Genomic DNA, 20,369 nt, shown 5'->3' with positions numbered 1-20,369 from the left:
GCCCGGGCGCAGTGGGTACGGCGTCTCACGCTCTGAGCAGCGGCACCATCACCCGGTCGATCATTTCTGCGATGTCCGAATCCGCCCATTCGCTCCCGCACACCTTCGCGCGGTACATCATCATGGCCGGAATGACGTCGGCGACGAACGGACTCGTCGCGTCCACGCGCACGTCGCCCCGCTCGATCCCGCGCTGCACAAGCTCCTTGATCAGCCGATGGGCGGGCTCGTGCAGCCCGGCCCGGATGACGTCATGGAACCGTCCTGCATGGGCATGGTCGCATTCGTGAAGGACTGCTCGCAGCGCTTGGCCGGCGCGCGACTCCATCACGTCCCGCATCCGCACACACAACCGGAGGAAGTCCTCCCGGACCGATCCGGAGTCTGCGATCTCACCGAGCGGCGGCAGCCCGGTACGCAGCACCTCGGCCACCAGGTCCGCCTTCGAGGGCCAACGCCGGTAGACCGCCGCCTTGCCGGTGTGCGCGCAGGCCGCGACCCCCTCCATGGTGAGCGCGTTCCATCCGACCGTGCTCAACTGCTCCAAGGCCGCGTCGAGAATCGCCCGTTCGAGTTCCGGCCCCCGCCTGCGCCCCGGTGACGTCGCCGACCAGCGCGAACCCACCATCGCCTCTGACCTCCGACCGACTCACGCGCCGCTCGCGCGCATTTTCCCCCTTAGTGAACGGTTGTGTTCACTATCAAGGGCCTCCTACCGTGGATCCGCAGTGAACGAATGCGTTCACTATTTCACTATGGGGGGTTCCACGGTGAAAGGTTCGCAACTCGCCACGCCCCGGATACCGGGCGCGGCCCGCCGGGAAGGGCGCCCCGGCGTGGCACTCACGGTCATCGCCGCCTGTCAGCTGATGGTCGTCCTCGACGCCACGATCGTGAACATCGCACTCCCGCACATCCAGACCGCCCTCTCCTTCTCCACGACAGACCTGTCCTGGGTGATCAGCGCGTACACCCTGGCCTTCGGCGGGCTCCTGCTGCTCGGCGGCCGGGCCGGCGACATCCTCGGCCGGCGCCGCGTGTTCCTGACGGGCATCCTGCTGTTCACCCTGGCCTCCCTGCTCGGCGGTTTCGCCCAGGAGCCCTGGCAGCTGCTGGCCGCCCGTGCCCTCCAGGGGGTCGGCGGCGCGATCGCCTCGCCGACCTCCCTGGCCCTGATCACCACGACCTTCGACGAAGGCCCCGAGCGCAACCGCGCGTTCGGAGTGTTCGCAGCCGTGTCCGCCGGCGGCGGCGCGATCGGCCTGCTGGCCGGCGGCATGCTGACCGAATGGCTGGACTGGCGCTGGGTCCTCTTCGTCAACGTGCCGATCGGGCTCCTGATCGCCGTGCTCACCCCGCTCTACATCACCGAGTCCGAGCGCCACCCGGGCCGCTTCGACGTCGCTGGAGCCCTCGCCTCCACGGGCGGCATGGCCTCGCTCGTCTACGGGTTCATCCGAGCCTCCGAGGACGGCTGGCGCGACGGGCTCACCCTCGCCTCCTTCGTCGCGGCCGTCGTCCTCCTCGCGCTCTTCGTGGCCGTCGAGTCTCGGGCCCACGAGCCGATCATCCCGCTGCGGATGTTCGCCGACCGGAACCGCGCCGGCACCTACATGATCATGCTGGGCCTCGCCGCCGCGATGTTCGGCATGTTCTTCTTCATCGTCCAGTTCGTGCAGAACGTACTCGACTTCTCCCCGATCCGGTCCGGGCTCGGCTTCCTGCCCGTGACCGTCGCGATCATCACCGCCGCCGGCATCTCGCAACGTTTCCTGCCGCGCTTCGGCCCCAAACCGTTCATGGTCACGGGGGCCGCGCTCACCGGCACCGGACTCGCCTGGCTGACGTTCATCCGCACCGACAGCTCGTACGTCTCCGGGGTCCTCGGACCGATGCTGCTCTTCGGCTTCGGCATGGGGCTGAACTTCGTGACCCTCACGCTCACCGCCGTCTCCGGGGTCGCGCGGCGGGAGGCGGGCGCGGCGTCCGGACTGCTCAACGCCAGCCAGCAGGTCGGCGGCTCCCTCGGCCTGTCGATCCTGGTCACCGTCTTCGGCACGGCCAGCCGGAACGAGGGCGCCCAGCAGATCCCTGACTTCATGGCCCGCGCGGACCCCGGTCAGGTGGCGGCGTTCAAGCAGACGGGGCGACTGCCCGATCCGTGGGGCGACCTCGTCCTCACCCAGGGCATGTCCACCGCGTTCACCGCGGCCGTCGCCATGGCGGGGCTCTCGCTGGCCACCGCGCTGCTGGTGATCCGGGTGCGCAAGAGCGACCTGGAGGCCCTCAACGGCGCCGCCGCGCAGGCGGGTCCGGCGACCTGAGCCAGGTGGGGCGTGCGCACGCTCGGGCGCGGGATCACGCCCCGCGCCCGGGCCCGCGTACGGAATCCGCAGCGCGCGCTACCCGGTGCGGGCGGCGAAGGTCCCGAGGTCGCGGCAGACCTCGTACGAGACCGTGACCGGGCGCTCACGGAGGATCTGTCGGGCCCGGTACTCGCCGAGGCTCATCGCGTACCACGGGAGCCGCCCGCCCCTGGACAGCTCGTTGTTGATCCCGCGCAGGGCGCACGAGCGGCGGGGTTCGGGCAGCCGGTCCAGTGCGGGCACGGCGTCCGCCGACAGGGACTGGAAGTAGGCCGGGTCGATCTTGCCGGTCTGCTGGAAGCGCGCGACGTTCTTCTCGGCGACCATCCCGTCCGGAGACAGCAACCCGAAGGCCAGGACGGCGGCGGCCGCGCTCCCGGCGACGGCGCGTGGCAGCCGGCGCGTGCCGAACACCCCGGCAGCCATGATCAGTACGATGACCAGTCCGAGCCAGAGCTCCATCGCTGCCACCGACACGCGCAGCCGGGTCAGCCCGTACTCGTCCACGTACAGATCCATCCGACGCAGCGCGGAGGCGACGACGACCAGGGTCAGCGCGCACAGCGCACCCAGGACGACGCGGACGAACCGCCGGTCGCCGGCCCCGGCGCGCGGGGCCCGGCGCAGGGCGAGCGCGATCACGGCGAGGGTGAGCACGGTGGCCCAGAGCAGCTGCCAGAAGCCCTGGCGTGCGTACTCGGAGTGGGTGAGCCCGGTGCTCTCCAGCATCGCGTCGTAGCCACCGAACAGCACGGCCAACTGGGCGGCGTTGAAGGCGGCGAAGAGGAGGTTGAGCACGACGAGCGGAAGCGCCCATTCGAGGCGGGTGCGCGGCTTCCCGGGCGCCAGCCGGATGCGGTCCCAACGCGAGGGCGCGGCGGCGGTGCGGGCGGCGGCGAGCGCGAGGCACGCTCCGAACAGGAAGAGCAGGAAGCGCAGCGGCCCGTCGCCGACGGACACCTCGGGAGTGATCCCGCTCAGCAGGTCCGCGAAGGCGGCGTCGGCGGAGGCGAAGAGGGCGCCGAACAACACCAGCAGGACGACGGCCACCAGGGCGGCCTTCGCCACCGGCAGCCAGCGGTCCCGGTCGACCCCGCTGCCACGCGAGCGCAGCCCGCTCCAGGCCCAGCGGACCCCGAGCACGGTGGCGTCGACGAGGCCGAGGGGGCTGAGCAGTACGCCGGGCCAGGTGCGGCTGCCGTGCAGGGCCAGCGCGCCGAGCAGGACGGCTGCGAACAGCGCGAGGGCGGACGGCCAGCCGGCGTCGCGCAGCGCGGGCACGGCGAGCAGCGCGACGCAGCCGATCGCCCAGGCCACGGTCCAGGGGCGGGCGGTACGCCGGGCCGCGCGGGCGGCGGCGTACGCGGCGGCGACGGCGGGCGCGACGGCGAGCAGCAGGCCGGGGCCGAGGCCGTCGCCGAGGAACAGGGCCGAGACGAGGCCGGCGGCCATGGCGGAGAGCAGGACGGCAGTGGGTACGGGTGCGGCCCGGGCGGGGCGCGCTGCTTCGGCCCACGCGAGCGGCGCGATGGACCAGGCTCCGGACTTCGCCCGCTGCTGCCGGACTTGGTAGGTCTGCCACGCCTTGGGATCCCAGCCGCTCGGCGCCACGACGTGCCCAGCGGCGGGCTCGGGAGCAGGCTCGCCAGCGTGGCCCGCGGCAGGGCCGGTGGGCGGCCCGGGCGGCGCTGCCGGCTGTGTGGGGGTGGCCCCCGACGCCGGGGCTGACGGCGGATCGGCGGTTGCGCCGGGCCCGCCCCTCACCGGATCGGCGGTCGAGCTGCCGCTCGCGTCCCCGCTCGCACCGTCGGCCACTGCGCCGGAGTGCTCTGACATCGGGTTCCCCTCCCCTATCGGCCGCCCCCATCATCACGACGGAGGCGGCGGAGCGGACAGGGTAGGCCCGTGCCGTGCGGCGTCAGCCATACCGGAAGTGCCGCTGTGGCAGGACCGTGACAATCGAAACGGGTCGTACCGCCCGGCTCCCCCGGAAGCCCCCTCCCGCGGCCGGCGGCTCCGCTGCCCAGCGGCCCGGCGGCCCGGCGGCACGCCTTTGCCTAGTGCGCCGCCGTCTCCGGCAGCCAGGCCGGCAGGGCCTCCGTGCGGCCCAGCCAGGCGGCCGGCAGCACCGCGTCGCCGCGTGCCCCCAGCACCCCGCCGACGATCGCGCAGGTCGTGTCGACGTCGCCGCCCACCTGCGCGGTGGTCCAGAACGCCCGCTCGTAGTCGTCCAGCGACCGGGCCGCCGACCACAGGGCGAACGGCACGGTGTCGTGGGCGCTGGTGCGCCGCCCGCAGCCCAGCACGGCCGCGACGGTGGTCGCGTCGCCGTAGTCCAGCATGTCCCGCGCCCGCCGCAGCCCCGCACCCACGGCGCTGCGCGGTACCAGGGCGATCACGCCGTCCAGCAGGTCAGCGGCCTTCGGCGGCCCGGCCGGGGCGGCTGCCAGTGCGGCCGCCGCGGCGACGGCCATCGCCCCGCACACCGCCTCGCGGTGCTGGTGGGTGGTGTAGGCGGAGATCTCTGCCTGGTGGGTGGCCTGCTCGGGGTCGTCGGCGTACCAGGCACCCAGGGGTGCGATGCGCATGGCCGCGCCGTTGCCCCACGAGCCCTGCCCGTTGAACAGCTCGGCGGCCAGCGTGCGCCAGTCCTCGCCCTCCCGGACGAGGCGGAGCATCCGGTTCACGGCCGGCCCGTAGCCGCGGTCGAAATCGTGGTGGTGGGCGAAGGAGCTCGCCAGGGCGTCCTGGTCGATGCGTCCGTGCTCGGCGAGGACGGCGACGACCGAGCAGGCCATCTCGGTGTCGTCGGTCCACTGCCAGGTCCCGGTACCCACGGGCAGTTCACGGCGCTTGAGGAGGGGGTAGTTCACGGGGACGAAGTACTGGGAGCCCAGGGCGTCACCCAGAGCCAGCCCGCGCAGGCTGGCCATGGCGCGTGCGTAGCGCCCTTCGGAAGAGGAGTCAGCGGTCATCCCGGGCCACTCTAGCCGTCCAGGTCATAAGGCTCGGGTGTGGTCCACCGCTCAAACGGGCGGTCCATCCGGTACCGACCGTCCGGGCCGAGCAGGAGGACCCGGAATTCGCCGTTCCCGGGATTGGACAGGGCCTCGAACTCGGCCACCGACCAGTGGAACCAGCGCATGCAGAACAGCCGCATGGTCAGCCCGTGCGTCACGAGCAGCACGTTCGGCGGGTGGTCGGGGGCCTCGAAACTGCGGTAGAGGCTCTCCAGGAAGGAGCCGACGCGGTCGTACACGTCCGCGCCCGATTCGCCCTGTGCGAAGCGGTAGAAGAAGTGCCCGTACGCGTCGCGGTACGCCTTCTGCAGTCGTACGTCGTCCCGGTCCTGCCAGTTCCCCCAGTCCTGCTCGCGCAGCCTCGGCTCCTCGCGCATCCGCACCCGCCCCGGCTCCAGCCGGAGCTCGCGGAAGGTTTGGAGGGTCCGGCGGTACGGGGAGACGTACGCGCTGATCGCCTCGTCCCCGAAGAGCTCGCGCAGTCGCACGCCGGCCTCCGCGGCCTGTTCGCGCCCCTGACCGGTCAGCCTCAGGGCATGGTCGGGCTCCCGTTCGTACACCGTGTCATCGGCATTGCCCTCCGATTCCCCGTGCCGGACAAGGACGATGCGCCGTGGTCGTGCCATTCCACGACCCTATTCGGCCACCGGCGGGCCGGACACCCGGGCTCGCCGGTCGAACCGCCGGTCGTCGTACGGTCATACCGTCCAGGACGATTCGAGGTCGACGACGTCACCGGTGAGGGCTTCCACGTCGGCCTCGGTCTGGGCGCGCAGCGAAAGCCGCTCGACCCTCTCCTGGCGGTACTTGCCGTGCTCCGCGGCGGCGTGCCACATCGACAGCACCAGGAACTCCCGTCCCGGGGCCTCTCCGAAGAGGCCCCGGATCATTCCGGGTGACCCCGCCATGGCGGGGTTCCACACCTTCTCCTGCATGAGGGCGAAGTGGTCCACGCGCCCCTCCCGTACCCGGGTGTGGGCCACGCGCACGACGTCCGCGTCGGTGAAGCGCGGTTCGAAGCCGGTCTTCACGTCGAAGCGGTGCTCGAAGAGCGTGACCCGCGCATTGGTGTAGGTACCGGCCTGGGACGCGGCCAGCCTGTCGTACGACCGGGCCATGAAGGAGTCGTAGAAGGAACGGCTCTCCCAGAACGCGAAGACATGCGCGACCCCCTGACGCCCGCGGCTCCAGCCGCCGCCCTGTCCCCGGAATCCCGGTTCGCCGGGCAGCCCCGCCCATTTGCGCTGCCCGCGCTCGAACCCGCGTCGGTCCGTCACCGTGCAGCGAATCCACTTGACCAGCACCGCGCCATCGTACGGGCCCGGCGCGGCCCCGGTCAGTCCTCAGCGCGGTTGATCCGCGCCAGTTCCTCCGCATCCCGCCCGGACAGCCGAAGCCCGAACTCCCGGTCGAGCAGCGCGAGCAGCTCGCCGGGGGCCACGGACCGCCGCTCGACCCGCCCGTCGGAGTGCAGCCGGGTGAACTCCCGCCCCACGAGCGCCCGGCGGGCGGGAGCGCCCGGGTGCTGGACGACGATCTGCCCGACGAAGGCGGAGCGGGGGTGGGTGGAGCTGTAGTGGTTGAGCAGGACGTAGTCGACGGGGTGGTAGCGCTGCGGGGAGAACGCGTACAGGTCCCGCCAGGTGCCCTCGCGCAGCATGCACAGCACGAGGACGCCTTCGCCTTCCTCGCGAACGGCGTACGTCCACTCCCCCTGCACCACTTCGGTCCCGGGGCGCGCCAGTGGGACGGGCTCGCGCGGCCCCTGGTGGCCGAACCCGGCGTCGCACAGCCAGGGTTCGCCCTCGACGGTGACGACGAGGACGGCGTGCGTCACCGGGAGCAGAGAGTCACCCCGGGTCCGGTTGCGGGCACCGCGCCCGGAGACCTCGAAGCCGATCCGCTCCAGGGCAGCGGCCAGCAGCGAGTTCTGTTCGTAGCAGTAGCCGCCACGACGGCCGTGCACGAGCTTGTCCTCCAGGACCTTGACGCCGAGCTCGACGGGGCGGCCGAGCAGCACGTCCAGGTTCTCGAAGGTGATCGCATCGGTGTGGGCCCGGTGCACTGCGTACAACGTCCCGAGGTCCGGCCGGAGTTCCCCGTCGTTCCCGACGGGTCCGTCGTAGCCGATCCGTTCCAGATAGGCATCCAGATCCAGCTCGTCACCGCTCCACATGTCTCCCCCGATCACGCGCGCAACACCGCGGGCGCCCAACGCCCCCGCTCCGCACAATGATCACCGTGACGGCCCCCCACTCCAACCCCACGACGAAGGGGACCGACATGGGCCGGTCCCCTTCGTGAACTGCTGGTCAGCTACCCCTGCGGGCTACGCCCGGTGTCAGCTGCAGCCGCTGGTCGAGCCGCAGCCCTCGCAGATGTAGCAGGAGCCTGCACGCTGCATCTTCGTACCGCACGAGAAGCAGAGCGGGGCGTCGGCGGAGACGCCGAGCTGCATCTCGACGAGTTCGGCGTTCGAGTGCGCCGTCTTCGGGGCCTGGACCTCGACGACCGCGGCCGGCTTCGGGGCTGCCGGGACGGCGGCCAACGGGGCCGACTGGGCGAGGGACTCCGTGTCGAGGTCCTCCTCCAGCGGCTCGTACGAACCGGTGTCCAGGTGGCGCTGACGCTCCTCGGCGGTGTGGATGCCGAGCGCCGAGCGGGTCTCGAAGGGCAGGAAGTCCAGCGCCAGGCGGCGGAAGATGTAGTCGACGATCGACTGCGCCATCCGCACGTCCGGGTCGTCCGTCATACCGGCCGGCTCGAAGCGCATGTTCGTGAACTTCGAGACGTACGTCTCCAGCGGGACGCCGTACTGCAGACCGACCGAGACGGCGATCGAGAAGGCGTCCATCATGCCCGCGAGGGTCGAACCCTGCTTGGACATCTTCAGGAAGACCTCGCCCAGACCGTCGTCCGGGTACGAGTTCGCGGTCATGTAGCCCTCGGCGCCGCCGACCGTGAAGGAGGTGGTGATGCCCGGGCGGCCCTTGGGGAGGCGCTTGCGGACGGGACGGTACTCGATGACCTTCTCGACCGCCGCGCGGATGGTGTCCTCCGCCTTGGCGGTGACCTCCTCCTTCTCCTCTTCCTTCTTCTTCGCGGAGAGGGGCTGGCCGACCTTGCAGTTGTCGCGGTAGATCGCGAGCGCCTTGACGCCCATCTTCCACGCCTCGAAGTAGATCTCCTCGATCTCCTCGACGGTGGCCGACTCCGGCATGTTGACCGTCTTCGAGATCGCGCCGGAGATCCAGGGCTGGATCGCGGCCATCATCCGGACGTGGCCCATCGGGGAGATGGAGCGCTCGCCCATGGCGCAGTCGAAGATCGAGTAGTGCTCGGTCTTCAGGCCCGGGGCGTCGACGACCACGCCGTGCTCGGCGATGTGCGCGACGATCGCCTCGATCTGCTCCTCCTGGTAGCCCAGGCGGCGCAGGGCCTGCGGGACGGTGCCGTTGACGATCTGCATCGAGCCGCCGCCGACGAGCTTCTTGAACTTGACCAGGGCCAGGTCCGGCTCGACACCGGTGGTGTCGCAGGACATCGCGAGACCGATAGTGCCGGTCGGCGCGAGGACGGAGGCCTGGGAGTTGCGGAAGCCGTTCTTCTCGCCGAGGCGCAGGACGTCCTGCCAAGCCTCGGTGGCCGCGGCCCAGATCGAGTTGTCCAGGTCCTCGGTGCGCGGCGCGACGGCGTTGGCGTCGGCGTGCTGCTTCATGACGCGCTTGTGCGCCTCGGCGTTGCGGGCGTAGCCGTCGTACGGGCCGACGATGGCGGCCAGCTCGGCGGAGCGCTTGTACGCGGTGCCGGTCATCAGCGAGGTGATCGACGCGGCGAGGGTGCGGCCGCCGTCCGAGTCGTACGCGTGGCCGGTCGCCATCAGGAGGGCGCCGAGGTTGGCGTAGCCGATGCCCAGCTGGCGGAAGGCGCGGGTGTTCTCGCCGATCTTCTGCGTCGGGAAGTCCGCGAAGCAGATGGAGATGTCCATCGCGGTGATGACGAGCTCGACGACCTTGGCGAAGCGCTCGGCGTCGAAGGACTGGTTGCCGTTGCCGTCGTCGTTCAGGAACTTCATCAGGTTCAGCGAGGCGAGGTTGCAGGACGTGTTGTCCAGGTGCATGTACTCGCTGCACGGGTTCGACGCGGTGATGCGGCCGGACTCGGGGCAGGTGTGCCAATTGTTGATCACACCGTCGTACTGGATGCCCGGGTCGGCGCAGGCCCACGCGGCCTCTGCCAGCTTGCGGAAGAGCGCCTTGGCGTCGACCTTCTCGATGACCTCGCCGGTCATACGGGCACGCAGGCCGAACTCGGCGCCGTTCTCGACGGCCGTCATGAACTCGTCGTTCACACGGACGGAGTTGTTGGCGTTCTGGTACTGGACGGACGTGATGTCGTCGCCGCCCAGGTCCATGTCGAAGCCCGCGTCGCGCAGGGCGCGGATCTTCTCCTCTTCCTTCACCTTGGTCTCGATGAAGGCTTCGACGTCGGGGTGGTCCACGTCCAGGACGACCATCTTGGCCGCGCGGCGGGTGGCGCCGCCCGACTTGATCGTTCCGGCGGACGCGTCGGCACCGCGCATGAAGGAGACCGGACCGGAGGCGTTGCCGCCGGAGGAGAGGAGCTCCTTGGAGGAGCGGATGCGGGAGAGGTTCAGGCCGGCACCGGAGCCGCCCTTGAAGATCATGCCCTCTTCCTTGTACCAGTCGAGGATCGACTCCATGGAGTCGTCGACGGCCAGGATGAAGCAGGCGGAGACCTGCTGCGGCTGGGGCGTACCGACGTTGAACCACACCGGCGAGTTGAAGCTGAAGATCTGGTGCAGGAGGGCGTAGGTCAGCTCGTGCTCGAAGATCTCCACGTCGGCGGGGGACGCGAAGTAGTCGAAGTCCTCACCGGCCTTCGTGTACGTCTTCACGATGCGGTCGATGAGCTGCTTCAGGCCGGTCTCGCGCTGCGGGGTGCCAACCGCGCCGCGAAAGTACTTGCTGGTGACGATGTTGACCGCGTTCACCGACCAGAAGTCGGGGAACTCGACGCCACGCTGCTCGAAGTTCACCGAGCCGTCGCGCCAGTTGGTCATGACGACGTCACGGCGCTCCCAGCTCACCTCGTCGTACGGGTGCACGCCGGGGGTGGTGTGGATGCGCTCGATCCGAAGGCCGCTCTTGGCAGTCTTGGTCCCCTTGGCGCGGGAACCTCGTGCCGAGCCGCTCGCCGTCTCTGTCATGCCGCTTCCTCCCATATGCGGGCAAAAACGCCCTAAAGTGCCAGCGTTATTCCGCGGCACGGTCTGTCTTGTATCTACGTTTCTTCGCCTGAGCTCCCGGGCGGCCGCGCTGCGCTGCGGCCGATCGGTCAGTCGGCGGCGGAGGCGGGCACGGGGACCGAACCGGTCCCGCGGGGCTCGCACTCTTCAGGGTGAGGCCGTGGCACGCGGAGCTCCGCGATGGCGGTCTCGAAGTCTTCAAGCGTGTCGAACGCCTTGTAAACGGACGCGAACCGGAGGTACGCGACCAGATCGAGCTCCTGCAACGGGCCGAGTATGGCCAGACCCACGTCGTGGGTGGTCAGCTCGGCACTCCCGGTGGCGCGCACCGCCTCCTCGACCCGCTGGCCGAGCTTGGCGAGGGCGTCCTCGGTGACCGGCCGCCCCTGGCACGCCTTGCGCACACCGGAGATGACCTTGGTCCGACTGAAGGGCTCGGTCACCCCGCTGCGCTTGATCACCATCAGCGAGGCCGTCTCCACCGTCGTGAAGCGACGGGAACAGTCGGGGCACTGACGGCGCCGACGGATCGACGTGCCGTCGTCCGTGGTGCGGCTGTCGACGACGCGGCTGTCGGGGTGCCTGCAGAAGGGGCAGTGCATGGTTCCCTCACCCTCCCTCTTGGCACGACTGAATCACCTCGCAAGGCCCCTGAACGACGGAGACGGGTCTACGTCGGGGGCTCGCGAAGCAGCCACCAGCATATGCGATGCCGAGGGCCTCGAAGGACCGAGGACCACAACTTCTGGGCGGCAGCGCACATCCAACCACTAGATCTTGGGTTGTGGTGCATTCACTTCATTCCGCGTGTCGCCGCGTCCGATGACCGGACGGAGACGTTCCCGGTGCCACACTGGGCTCAGGACCGGAAGGTGGCGATCCGACCGGGAAGGCTACCGTAAACAGCGGACCCGGCACCGAACCCGCGTTCGGCGGACCGATCGTCCATACACCCCTTGATGTGACCACGTTGGACGATCTGCGATTTTTCACTCGAACGTGTGTTTGGCGCAACCTTTCGAAAGCTACTACCGTTGTCCAGCTAGGGAGAACATTTCGAGAGGGGCCGCCGACGTGACCACCACCGCAGACAGTGCCACCATCACTGCCCAGAACCGCTCCCAGAGCCGACACGAGCCGGTGCATCCCATGAACGACGCAAGTCTGAACCAGGAGGCGGAGCCCGCACGCCCCGCACGCTCGCTTCCAGGGCGACCTCCAGGCATCCGCGCCGACAGCTCCGGGCTCACGGACCGGCAGCGGAGGGTCATCGAGGTCATTCGCGACTCGGTGCAGCGGCGGGGCTACCCGCCGTCGATGCGGGAGATCGGCCAGGCGGTCGGCCTGTCCAGCACGTCGTCGGTCGCGCACCAGCTCATGGCCCTGGAGCGCAAGGGCTTCCTGCGCCGCGACCCGCACCGCCCCCGGGCGTACGAGGTACGCGGCTCCGACCAGCCCAGCTCGCAGCCGACGGACACCACCGGCAAGCCCGCCGCCTCGTACGTCCCCCTGGTCGGGCGGATCGCGGCCGGCGGCCCGATCCTCGCCGAGGAATCGGTGGAGGACGTGTTCCCGCTCCCCCGCCAGCTGGTCGGGGACGGCGAGCTCTTCGTCCTCAAGGTCGTAGGCGACTCGATGATCGAGGCCGCGATCTGCGACGGCGACTGGGTCACGGTCCGTCGCCAGCCGGTCGCGGAGAACGGCGACATCGTGGCCGCGATGCTGGACGGCGAGGCCACGGTCAAGCGCTTCAAGCGCGAGGACGGCCACGTCTGGCTGCTCCCGCACAACGCCGCCTACCAGCCGATCCCCGGCGACGAGGCGACCATCCTCGGCAAGGTCGTCGCCGTACTGCGCCGGGTCTGACCCAGCGCCCACATCCGGCTCCGGGACCTACTGCGCCGGTCCCGGAGCTGCTGTTTCCGTCTTCGTTGTTCTGCTGGTGCGTCGCTCCGTCCGTGGGCACCACACAGCCCCTGCCTGCACGTCGGCAGGGGCTCGTCGCGTTCTACTTGCCGTCCGCCTGCGCGGCAGCGTCGATGGCAGCCAGCGAACGCCGCGCCTGGTTGCGGTCCGTGGTGTACCAGAAGTCCGGCAGCGTGGCACGCAGGAAGCTCCCGTACCGGGCCGTGGCGAGCCTGGGGTCCAGGACGGCGACGACACCCCGGTCGCCGCCGGCCCGTACGAGCCGGCCCGCACCCTGCGCCATCAGCAGCGCCGCATGCGTGGCCGCGACGGCCATGAACCCGTTGCCGCCGTGCTCCTCGACCGACTTCTGTCGGGCGCTCATCAGCGGGTCGTCCGGGCGCGGGAACGGGATCCGGTCCATGACCACCAGCTGGCAGCTGGGTCCGGGCACGTCCACTCCCTGCCAGAGCGACAGCGTTCCGAACAGGCAGGTCTTCGGGTCCGCCGCGAACGCCTTGATCAGCTCGCCCAGCGTCTCCTCGCCCTGGAGCAGGATCGGGTTGTCGAGCCGGCCGCGCAGCTCCTCGGCGGCCGCCTTGGCGCCCCGCATGGAGGAGAACAGACCGAGGGTGCGGCCGCCGGCCGCCTCGATCAGCTCGGCGAGCTCGTCCATCATGTCGCCGCGGGTGCCCTCGCGGCCGGGCGTGGCCAGGTGCTTCGCGACGTAGAGGATGCCCTGCTTGGGGTAGTCGAACGGCGAGCCGACGTCCAGTCCCTTCCAGACCGGCGCATCGTCCCCTTCGACCCCTTCGGGAGAGAGGCCCAGCGAGGCCGCCACCCCGTTGAAATCGCCGCCCAGCTTGAGGGTCGCCGAGGTCAGGACCACCGAGCGGTCCTCGAACAGCTTCTCGCGCAGCAGCCCGGACACCGACAGCGGGGCGACCCGGAGGGTGGCGCCGAACCGGTCGTGCCGCTCGAACCAGACGACGTCGTACTCGGAGCGGAACAGGATCCGCTCGGCCACCCCGTGGACGCTCTCCACTGCGGCGAGCGCCTGCTTGCGGACGGCGTCCTCGTCGTGGACCGACTTGTCGCGGGTCGCGCCGATCGCCGAGATGACGTTGCGGGCGGAATCCCGCAGGGCCGCCAACGCATATCCCAGGTCCTCGGGGACCTCTTCCAGTCGACCCGGAAGGGCCAGCTCCATGACCCGCTCGAACGATTCGGACGCGGTCTGGAGGGAGTCCGCGGTCTTCTCGTCGACCAGCTTGGCCGCACGCTTCACGGCACGGTTGACCTGGCCCGGGGTGAGCTCGCCGGTGGCGACACCGGTCACCCGGGAGACCAGCTCGTGCGCCTCGTCCACGATCAGCACCTCGTGCTGCGGCAGCACGGGGGCGCCCTCGATGGCGTCGATGGCCAGCAGCGCGTGATTGGTGACGACCACGTCGGCGAGCTTGGCCCGCTCGCGGGCGGCTTCGGCGAAGCATTCGGCGCCGTACGCGCACTTCGTCGCGCCCAGGCATTCCCGGGAGGAGACGGAGATCTGCGACCAGGCCTTGTCCGAGACGCCGGGGGTCAGGTCGTCGCGGTCGCCGGTCTCCGTCTCGTCGGCCCAGTCGCGCAGGCGCAGCAGGTCCTGTCCGAGCTTGCTCGTCGGGGCGGCCGCCTCGAACTGGTCGAAGAGGCCCTCCTCCTCGTCTTGCGGTGCGCCCTCGTGCAGCCGGTGCAGACACAGATAGTTGGACCGGCCCTTGAGCATGGCGAACTGCGGGCGGCGGCGGAGCTGCGGATGCAGCGCGTCCACCGTCCGGGGCAGGTCGCGCTCGACGAGCTGTCGCTGGAGGGCGAGTGTGGCGGTGGCCACGACCACCCGCTCGCCGTGCGCCAGGGCCGGCACCAGGTAGCCGAGGGACTTGCCGGTGCCGGTGCCTGCCTGGATCAGCCGGTGTGTGTTGTCGTCGATCGCTTCGGCGACGGCTTCGGCCATGGATACCTGGCCGGGACGCTCCGTGCCGCCGACGGCGGAGACGGCGGCATGCAGCAGGTCGGGGAGGGAGGGCTTCGTCATAGCACTGCCAACCCTACGGGGCGCCACCGACAGCGATCGCCACGTCGAAGATTCATGGCCGGTACAAGGGGTTGGGCACGGTGCCGTACTCCACCGCGTGTGGGCGGTCCGGGCGGTCGCGGTAGCCGTCCTCGTACAGCCGGTTCCGGTTCAGGCAGAGCCGCCCGATGCGCTCGCCGAGCAGGTCGAAGAGCTCGTAGCGCTCCTTGAGCTCGGGGAAGCGGGCCTGGTGGCGCAGGATCTCCGCCCGTACGAGCGACCAGAACTCCTCCTCCGCTACGCCGAGGCGGTCCTCGCACACGGCGGAGAGGTAGCGGAAGACCCCGACGAACAGACCGGAGTGGATGTACTGGGGCAGGAAGTCGGCGGGCTTGTCGCGCAGCGCGCCGCGCACCTCGGCGGGCACGGAAGCCAGCTCGGGCAGCGGCTCGCGGCAGATGTTGACCTCGCCCACGAAGTCCTTGAGGGCCAGCCGCACCGGGACGTCCTGCTCGTCGAAGATCACGGTGGTGTTCTCGCCGTGCGGGGAGAAGACGGTGCCGTAGCGGTAGAGGAAGTGGAGCAGCGGGGGCAGGAGGGCGGCGAAGAGCCGTTCCAGCCAGTGGGTCGGCGCCAGCCCGGACCGAGCGACGAGTTCGGCGGTGAAGGAACGGCCGCGCGGGTCGACGTGGAGGAGGGAGGCGAGGGTACGGGCCCGCTCGCCAGGGGCGAGCCGGCCGGTCAGGGGCTCGCGCCAGATCGCACCCAGGAGCTCCTTGTACTGGTACGGGACCTCGGGGAGCTCGTCGTACACGGGGTGGCGGACGGTGACCGAGGCGACCTCTCCGAGGAGGACAACTGCGCATTCGTCGCGGAGGAAGGGGTCGCCGTCGCGGAGGGATCGGATCCAGGCGGTGACGGCGGGCGCGGCGGCGGACTGGTCGGAGGGCAGGCCGCGCCAGACGAGGGTGTTGAAGACGGAGAGTGGCAGCTTGACGCTGTGCCGGTCGGGGCGGGTGAGATTGAGGAACGTGCGGACCGACTGCTGCGGGATGCGTAAGTCGGGGTCGGTCGGGAGCGGGACCAGCGCACCGGAGGCCAGGGCGGGTGCGAACAGGGGGAGCACGACCTCGTCCCACTGCCAGGGGTGGACCGGGAGGTAGAGGTAGCCGAGCGGATCGAGGCCGCGGGCGCGCAGGGTCCGGTCGAAGGCGTCCCGGGTGACGGGGTCGAGCTCCTGCGCGTAGAGGCGGGCCGGGTCTTCCAGGCCGGCCGTCCCGCGGTAGGACGCGAGAGAGGTGTGGGCGGCGAGCCAGGGCAGCCGCTGGCGGGTGCGGGCCTCGGGCGCCCAGACGGCGGTGTCGGCGGCGGACAGTCCTATCCGGCCCTTGTTGAGGACGAGCCAGGGGTGTCCGGTCTGGTGGCCTTCGAGCTCGGCGTGGTCGAGGTCGGCCAGGACGTCGGCGGTGAGCGCGTTGTGGTCGATGCGGGCGTCGGCGGCGAGGGTGGCGCTGAGTTCACGGACCAGGTGGCCGAGGGTGGCGCCGTCGAGGCCGAGGAGCGTGCGGGTGCGGACCAGGAAGGCGTACGGGTCCGTGAACGCGGTCGGCGGCTCCGTGGACGGGGCGGGCGGGGTGAGCGTGATGCTGTCGGGGGCGACGTGCCAGCTGCCGTAGGCGCCTCGGCGGGCCCGGAAGCCGAGGCTGCTGCCGTCGTCGAGGGTCAGCTGCCAGGCGTCGCCGGTGGTGGTGGCGGACGTGGTGGCGGTGGGGGCGGTGGGGGTGGCGGCGGACGTGGTGGCGGGAGCGGGCCTGACGATCTCCTCGTAGGCGAACTCGCCCAGCATCTTGGCGAGCAGGCGGTGGCAGGCCGATTCCCAGGTGGCGGTGTTGAGCTCGGGCGGCGTGCAGGGGTGCTGCGGGGACGTCGGAACGACACCTTCCGAGTAACGGGAGCCGGTGGAGTCGGGGGTGGCGGGGAAATTCGGCACGGGACTCCTCAAAGATCGGGAACTTTGCTGCGCGACGCAGAGTTTTCGAAGGGTGAGGCGTGAACGGGCGACTATCGGGGTGGGGTGGAAGGGGAAGTGAACAGGCGGTCGTGGAGCGGGGAGAGGCTGGATGCGCAAGCGTGCGCCGGAGGGATTCGGGAATGCGGGGCGGCAATTCAGAGGAGATTGCGCAGCGCCCGCTCCCGGATCATCAGGGCGGCTCGCTTCCCGGGGAGGTCGATCTCGGCGGAACAGCGGAATCCAGAGTTGAGGAAGGCTGACACGGAGGGGGTGTTGCGGATGTCCGGTTCGGCGATGACGCGCGCGCAGCGGGGGCGGTTGTCGAGCACCAGGTCGGCGACGGCGCGCAGCAGGGTGGTGCCCAGACCGCGGCCGCGGTTCGTGCCGTCTCCGATGAGCAGGTGGATACCCGTGTCGTGGGGGCGCGCCGGGTAGTGGCGGGAGAGCGGGTCGAGGTCGGCCCGGTAGATCTCCCAGTAGCTCATCGGCGTGCCGTCGAGGAGGCCTAGGCAGGGGATGCTGTGGCCGTTTCCGTCGAGCTGGGCCCTCAGGTGGGCGGCGGTGACGGCGGCGGATCCGGCGAGCTCCCAGTAGGCGGCCACTTCGGGGTCGTTCATCCATCCGGTCAGCAGCTCCAGGTGGCGGCCGAGTCGCACGGGTTCGAGGCGGAAGGCTCCTGCCGAGGTGAGGGCGGGACCCCATCCGGCCGGAGAGTCGAGTAGTTCGGCCTCGGCGAGCAGGGGCAGCAGCCGGGCGGTGAGCCGTCGTCCGGGGATCCGGGTGCTGACGGTGGCGGTGGCGGTGACGGTGGCCGTGGCGGCGATGGCTACGGAGTCGACAGCGGCGGTGGAGGTGTCGGTGGAGGGCATCGGCACTCAATCGTGGAGGGGGTTGGTGAGGGTGACGTAGACGGACTGGGAGTCCACGGGTCCGACGAGCTCGTCGAGGCCGCCCAGGCGGGTGAGCAGATTTGCCTTGCAGCGCAGAACGGGTGAGTCGAGCAGCCGTGCGGGGAGCGGTCCGAGTCCGGAGGCCTTGCCGAGGAACCGGCGGAAGGCGGCGAGCAGGATGCGCTCGTCGGCGAGCCGCTGGGATCCGAAGGCGCCGATGAGGCCGAGCACGTTGTTGATGCCGAGGTAGTAAGCGAAGCGTTCGTCGGTGACGGCGTCGGAGACGAAGGTGTCGCTGGCGCTGCCGATGCCGGGGAGCCGGCGCTCCAGTTCCGCGCGGCGGGAGGCGCGGAAGTAGTAGCCCTGGTTGTCGCGGTAGCGGCCGCCGACCGGCCAGCCCGCCGGGTCGAGGAGGACCAGCGTGTTCTGCTGGTGCGCTTCGAGGGCGATGCCGGCGAGCGCGTCGAAGGCGAGGACCGGCAGGACGACGTGTTCGAGGTAGCGCAGGAACCACTCGGCGGCGACGGCGGAGGTCGGGCGCCCGGTGGTGGCGGCGAGCCGGGAGACGGTCTCGGCCAGGCGGGAGCGCATGGTGGTCCGGCCCGGCCAGGGGCGGGGCGCGGTGAGTGCGGCGATGCATACGGCGTCGTCGTGGGAGCGGAAGGGGTTGTGTCGCAGCACGGTGTCGAGGCCGGGGACGGGGGTGCCGTCCGGGGCGTCGACGGCGATCCAGGCGGGGTCGCGCACGATGTCGAAGCCGGGATGGGCGGCCTGCCACTGTTCCGCGAGGCCGGTGCGGAGCAGCCGGTGCACCTCGACGCCGCGGTGGAGTTCCTTGCGGAGGTTCTCGCGGCGGGAGTTGGTGATGCGCAGGCCCAGGGAGAGCTTGAGCATCGCGGGGGCGCCGGGGCGGTGGACGGTGCGGACGGAGGAGGTGGGGTACCACGGGTCCCCGTACGGGCCCAGGTCGTGCAGGAGTCCGGCGTCGCGAAGGGCGGCGACGGCGGGGCGCCGGAGCAGGTCGCGGGCCTGCCAGGGGTGAAGGGGAAGGGGGGTCGTGCCGTCGGGCAGCGGGAGCCCGGGGACGAGCCTGCCGAGGAGGCGGGCGGCGGAAACGGGGCGGCCGCGCTCGGTCCAGGCGGAGTCGGTGGCTAGGGCCGAGGGGGCGACCGCGAACCAGTGCAGGGGGAAGGAGCCGTGGAGTTCGGGTGAGTAAGGGCGTACTTCGGCCTCGGAGAGTCCTTCGCGGCTCTTGGGGTCCGGTTGGAGGGGATGGCCGAGGAGGAGCGACTGTTCGGCGGTGAGGAAGAGGTCACCGGCGACGGGTTCGGGCGGGGTGGGCCGTTCGCGCCGGTCGGCGATGAACTCGGTGGTGCGGCGTACCGAATCGGCGACCCGGCCGACGAGATCGGCTCCGCCACGGCCGGCGTTGTCACCCTCGCGGGCGAGCAGCGAGGCGAGGGTGACGGCGTCCAGGGCCGGGGCGTGGCCGGGCGCGCCTTCGAACCGGGCCGGGGCGAAGCGGTGCCAGCCCGTGGGGGACCAGTAGCGGACGGCGATGAGCAGTGTGGTGCCGGATGCGGGGAGGGGGATGCGGAGGAGGGTTCCGACGGGCCCGTCGGGGCGGCCGATGCCGTTTTCGCGGACCCAGCACCTCAGCAGGTTCTCCACCGCCGCGGCCTCGGCGGCGAGGGCCGGGTCGGGGTGGTCCAACAGGTCCGGCAGCATCGCGGGTTCGGGCCCTGCCGGACCGGCGGAGCCGACGCGGGACCGGAGCGTGCCGTCCTTCTGCCGTGGCACGGTGGCCCCGCCTGCTGCCGGACCCACCGCTGCAGCGGGCTGCGGGACGAAGGCAGCCTCGGCCGCGGCTGCCCCGGCCACGCCGATTCCGGCGGGGTCGCCGGCGCCGAGGGCCTGCCACGGGGTGGTCTCCGCCTGGTGGTCGTCGCCGCTGCCATGGCCCACGGGGCCGCGGAGGCCGCCGGAGGAGCCGGGCGGCAGCTGCGGCTCGGGCTCGGTCGCCACGGGTCCGCGCCGGTCGTCACCGCCGGTGGTGGTGGCTCCGAAGCTCCCGATGTCATCGCGGTCGTCGAGGCCCCGGGAGGCATCGGGGTCAGAGCCCTGTGGGGGCGGCGGGAGCTGCGTGGAGCCCGGCACCTGCGGCTGCTGCACCGCCGGGCTGTCAGGCCCACCATTGTCCGTGCCTGCGTCGCTCGCGGCACCAAGCCGCCCGGTTCCGCCCGCGCCGCCATCCCCCGGGGCCGTCCACGGGTCGCCCGAGCCAGCCGCGCCGGAGTCCACCGTCTGCGACGGCGGGTCGGTCTCGTCGGAGCTGCCAGCGGCACCCGGCGCGACGGAGCCGTCGGTCCTGGTGGGCGTCCAGGAGGCGGGTGAGCCTGGCACGCGCGAGGCCGCTGCCTCCGGCTGCGGGGTGCATCCGCCGAGGCCCTCGGAGGCGGCCCCGGTCGGGAGCGTCGCCCGGGGGGTCGGTGAGGCGGGCAAGCCGGAGGCCGCTGGCTCGGGCCGGGAGGGGATCCCTCCGGGGCCGCCGACGGCACCCCCGCTGACGGCGCCGTCTGTCCCGTGGGGTGGCCGGGGGGTGGGTGAGGTGGGCAGGCCGGCGAGCTCCGGCTGGGGGGTGGCGCCCGGCCTTCCGGGTGTCCAGGGGGTGAGGGAGGCGGTGGTCGGCTGGGCTGGTTGGGGGGTGGCGGTGGCCTGGCCGTCGGGCTCGGCGGTCCCACCAGGGGCGGGGGGCGGGGTTCCGTCCGTGGTCTGCGGTTCCTGAGCGGGGTCGGCGCCCGCCCGCCAGGGAGTGGTCGGGGTATTGGTGGCGGGGTGCTGCGAGTCGGGCATCG

At 71.4% G+C, this 20,369-nt stretch carries 14 protein-coding genes; 2 read left to right on the top strand and 12 right to left on the bottom strand.

Translation table 11 applies throughout. From position 1 onward, the window contains the following. Window positions 1-25 precede the first annotated feature (25 nt). A complete protein-coding gene (locus OG974_RS00350; protein WP_327278920.1) occupies window positions 26-628 on the bottom strand; it encodes a TetR/AcrR family transcriptional regulator in 603 nt (200 codons plus the stop codon). 127 nt (window positions 629-755) lie between these two features. On the opposite strand from OG974_RS00350, the gene OG974_RS00345 reads away from it, so the two are divergent. Further along, window positions 756-2,324 (top strand): MFS transporter, encoded by a 1,569-nt coding sequence (locus OG974_RS00345; protein WP_327278919.1) that lies wholly within the window; start codon window positions 756-758, stop codon window positions 2,322-2,324. 78 nt (window positions 2,325-2,402) lie between these two features. On the opposite strand, the gene OG974_RS00340 is transcribed toward OG974_RS00345, so the two are convergent. The 7 genes from OG974_RS00340 to nrdR all read right to left on the bottom strand — a co-directional run bounded on the left by OG974_RS00340 (window position 2,403) and on the right by nrdR (window position 11,257). Beyond that, the gene (locus OG974_RS00340) at window positions 2,403-4,202 is read right to left on the bottom strand and encodes a DUF4173 domain-containing protein (RefSeq protein ID WP_327278918.1); all 1,800 of its coding nucleotides are present in this window, start codon (window positions 4,200-4,202) and stop codon (window positions 2,403-2,405) included. 221 nt (window positions 4,203-4,423) lie between these two features. Beyond that, window positions 4,424-5,341 (bottom strand): ADP-ribosylglycohydrolase family protein, encoded by a 918-nt coding sequence (locus OG974_RS00335; RefSeq protein ID WP_327278917.1) that lies wholly within the window; start codon window positions 5,339-5,341, stop codon window positions 4,424-4,426. An 11-nt stretch (window positions 5,342-5,352) separates the two neighbouring features. Further along, entirely contained in the window at window positions 5,353-6,012 is a 660-nt protein-coding gene (locus OG974_RS00330) for a histidine phosphatase family protein (RefSeq protein ID WP_327278916.1), read from the bottom strand. Between the two features lie 72 nt (window positions 6,013-6,084). Further along, entirely contained in the window at window positions 6,085-6,690 is a 606-nt protein-coding gene (locus tag OG974_RS00325; protein WP_327278915.1) for a YdbC family protein, read from the bottom strand. Window positions 6,691-6,722: 32 nt separating this feature from the next. Then, complete coding sequence (locus OG974_RS00320; protein ID WP_327278914.1) at window positions 6,723-7,577, bottom strand: arylamine N-acetyltransferase; 855 nt, start codon at window positions 7,575-7,577, stop codon at window positions 6,723-6,725. Between the two features lie 150 nt (window positions 7,578-7,727). Further along, window positions 7,728-10,616, bottom strand: a complete 2,889-nt coding sequence (locus OG974_RS00315) for a vitamin B12-dependent ribonucleotide reductase (RefSeq protein WP_327278913.1) — start codon at window positions 10,614-10,616, stop codon at window positions 7,728-7,730. Window positions 10,617-10,744: 128 nt separating this feature from the next. Then, window positions 10,745-11,257 carry a transcriptional regulator NrdR gene (nrdR, locus tag OG974_RS00310; protein ID WP_327278912.1) on the bottom strand — a complete coding sequence of 171 codons (513 nt, stop codon included), beginning with the start codon at window positions 11,255-11,257 and terminating at the stop codon, window positions 10,745-10,747. 472 nt (window positions 11,258-11,729) lie between these two features. Between nrdR and lexA the strand changes: the two genes are divergently transcribed. After that, window positions 11,730-12,521: a transcriptional repressor LexA gene (gene lexA / locus OG974_RS00305; protein WP_327278911.1), complete on the top strand. Its 792-nt coding sequence runs from the start codon at window positions 11,730-11,732 to the stop codon at window positions 12,519-12,521. A 142-nt stretch (window positions 12,522-12,663) separates the two neighbouring features. On the opposite strand, the gene OG974_RS00300 is transcribed toward lexA, so the two are convergent. The 4 genes from OG974_RS00300 to OG974_RS00285 form a co-directional block, all read right to left on the bottom strand. Then, a complete protein-coding gene (locus OG974_RS00300) occupies window positions 12,664-14,634 on the bottom strand; it encodes an ATP-dependent DNA helicase (protein WP_327278910.1) in 1,971 nt (656 codons plus the stop codon). 52 nt (window positions 14,635-14,686) lie between these two features. Beyond that, window positions 14,687-16,603 carry an IucA/IucC family siderophore biosynthesis protein gene (locus tag OG974_RS00295; protein ID WP_327278909.1) on the bottom strand — a complete coding sequence of 639 codons (1,917 nt, stop codon included), beginning with the start codon at window positions 16,601-16,603 and terminating at the stop codon, window positions 14,687-14,689. A gap of 176 nt (window positions 16,604-16,779) precedes the next feature. Continuing rightward, window positions 16,780-17,493: a GNAT family N-acetyltransferase gene (locus OG974_RS00290; protein ID WP_327278908.1), complete on the bottom strand. Its 714-nt coding sequence runs from the start codon at window positions 17,491-17,493 to the stop codon at window positions 16,780-16,782. A gap of 6 nt (window positions 17,494-17,499) precedes the next feature. Then, complete coding sequence (locus tag OG974_RS00285) at window positions 17,500-19,395, bottom strand: IucA/IucC family siderophore biosynthesis protein (RefSeq protein ID WP_371646689.1); 1,896 nt, start codon at window positions 19,393-19,395, stop codon at window positions 17,500-17,502. Window positions 19,396-20,369: the final 974 nt, after the last annotated feature.

The sequence above is a fragment of the Streptomyces sp. NBC_00597 genome, assembly GCF_041431095.1.
In the GTDB taxonomy this organism is placed as follows: Bacteria; Actinomycetota; Actinomycetes; order Streptomycetales; family Streptomycetaceae; genus Streptomyces.
This window is presented reverse-complemented; position numbering and strand designations above follow the sequence as displayed.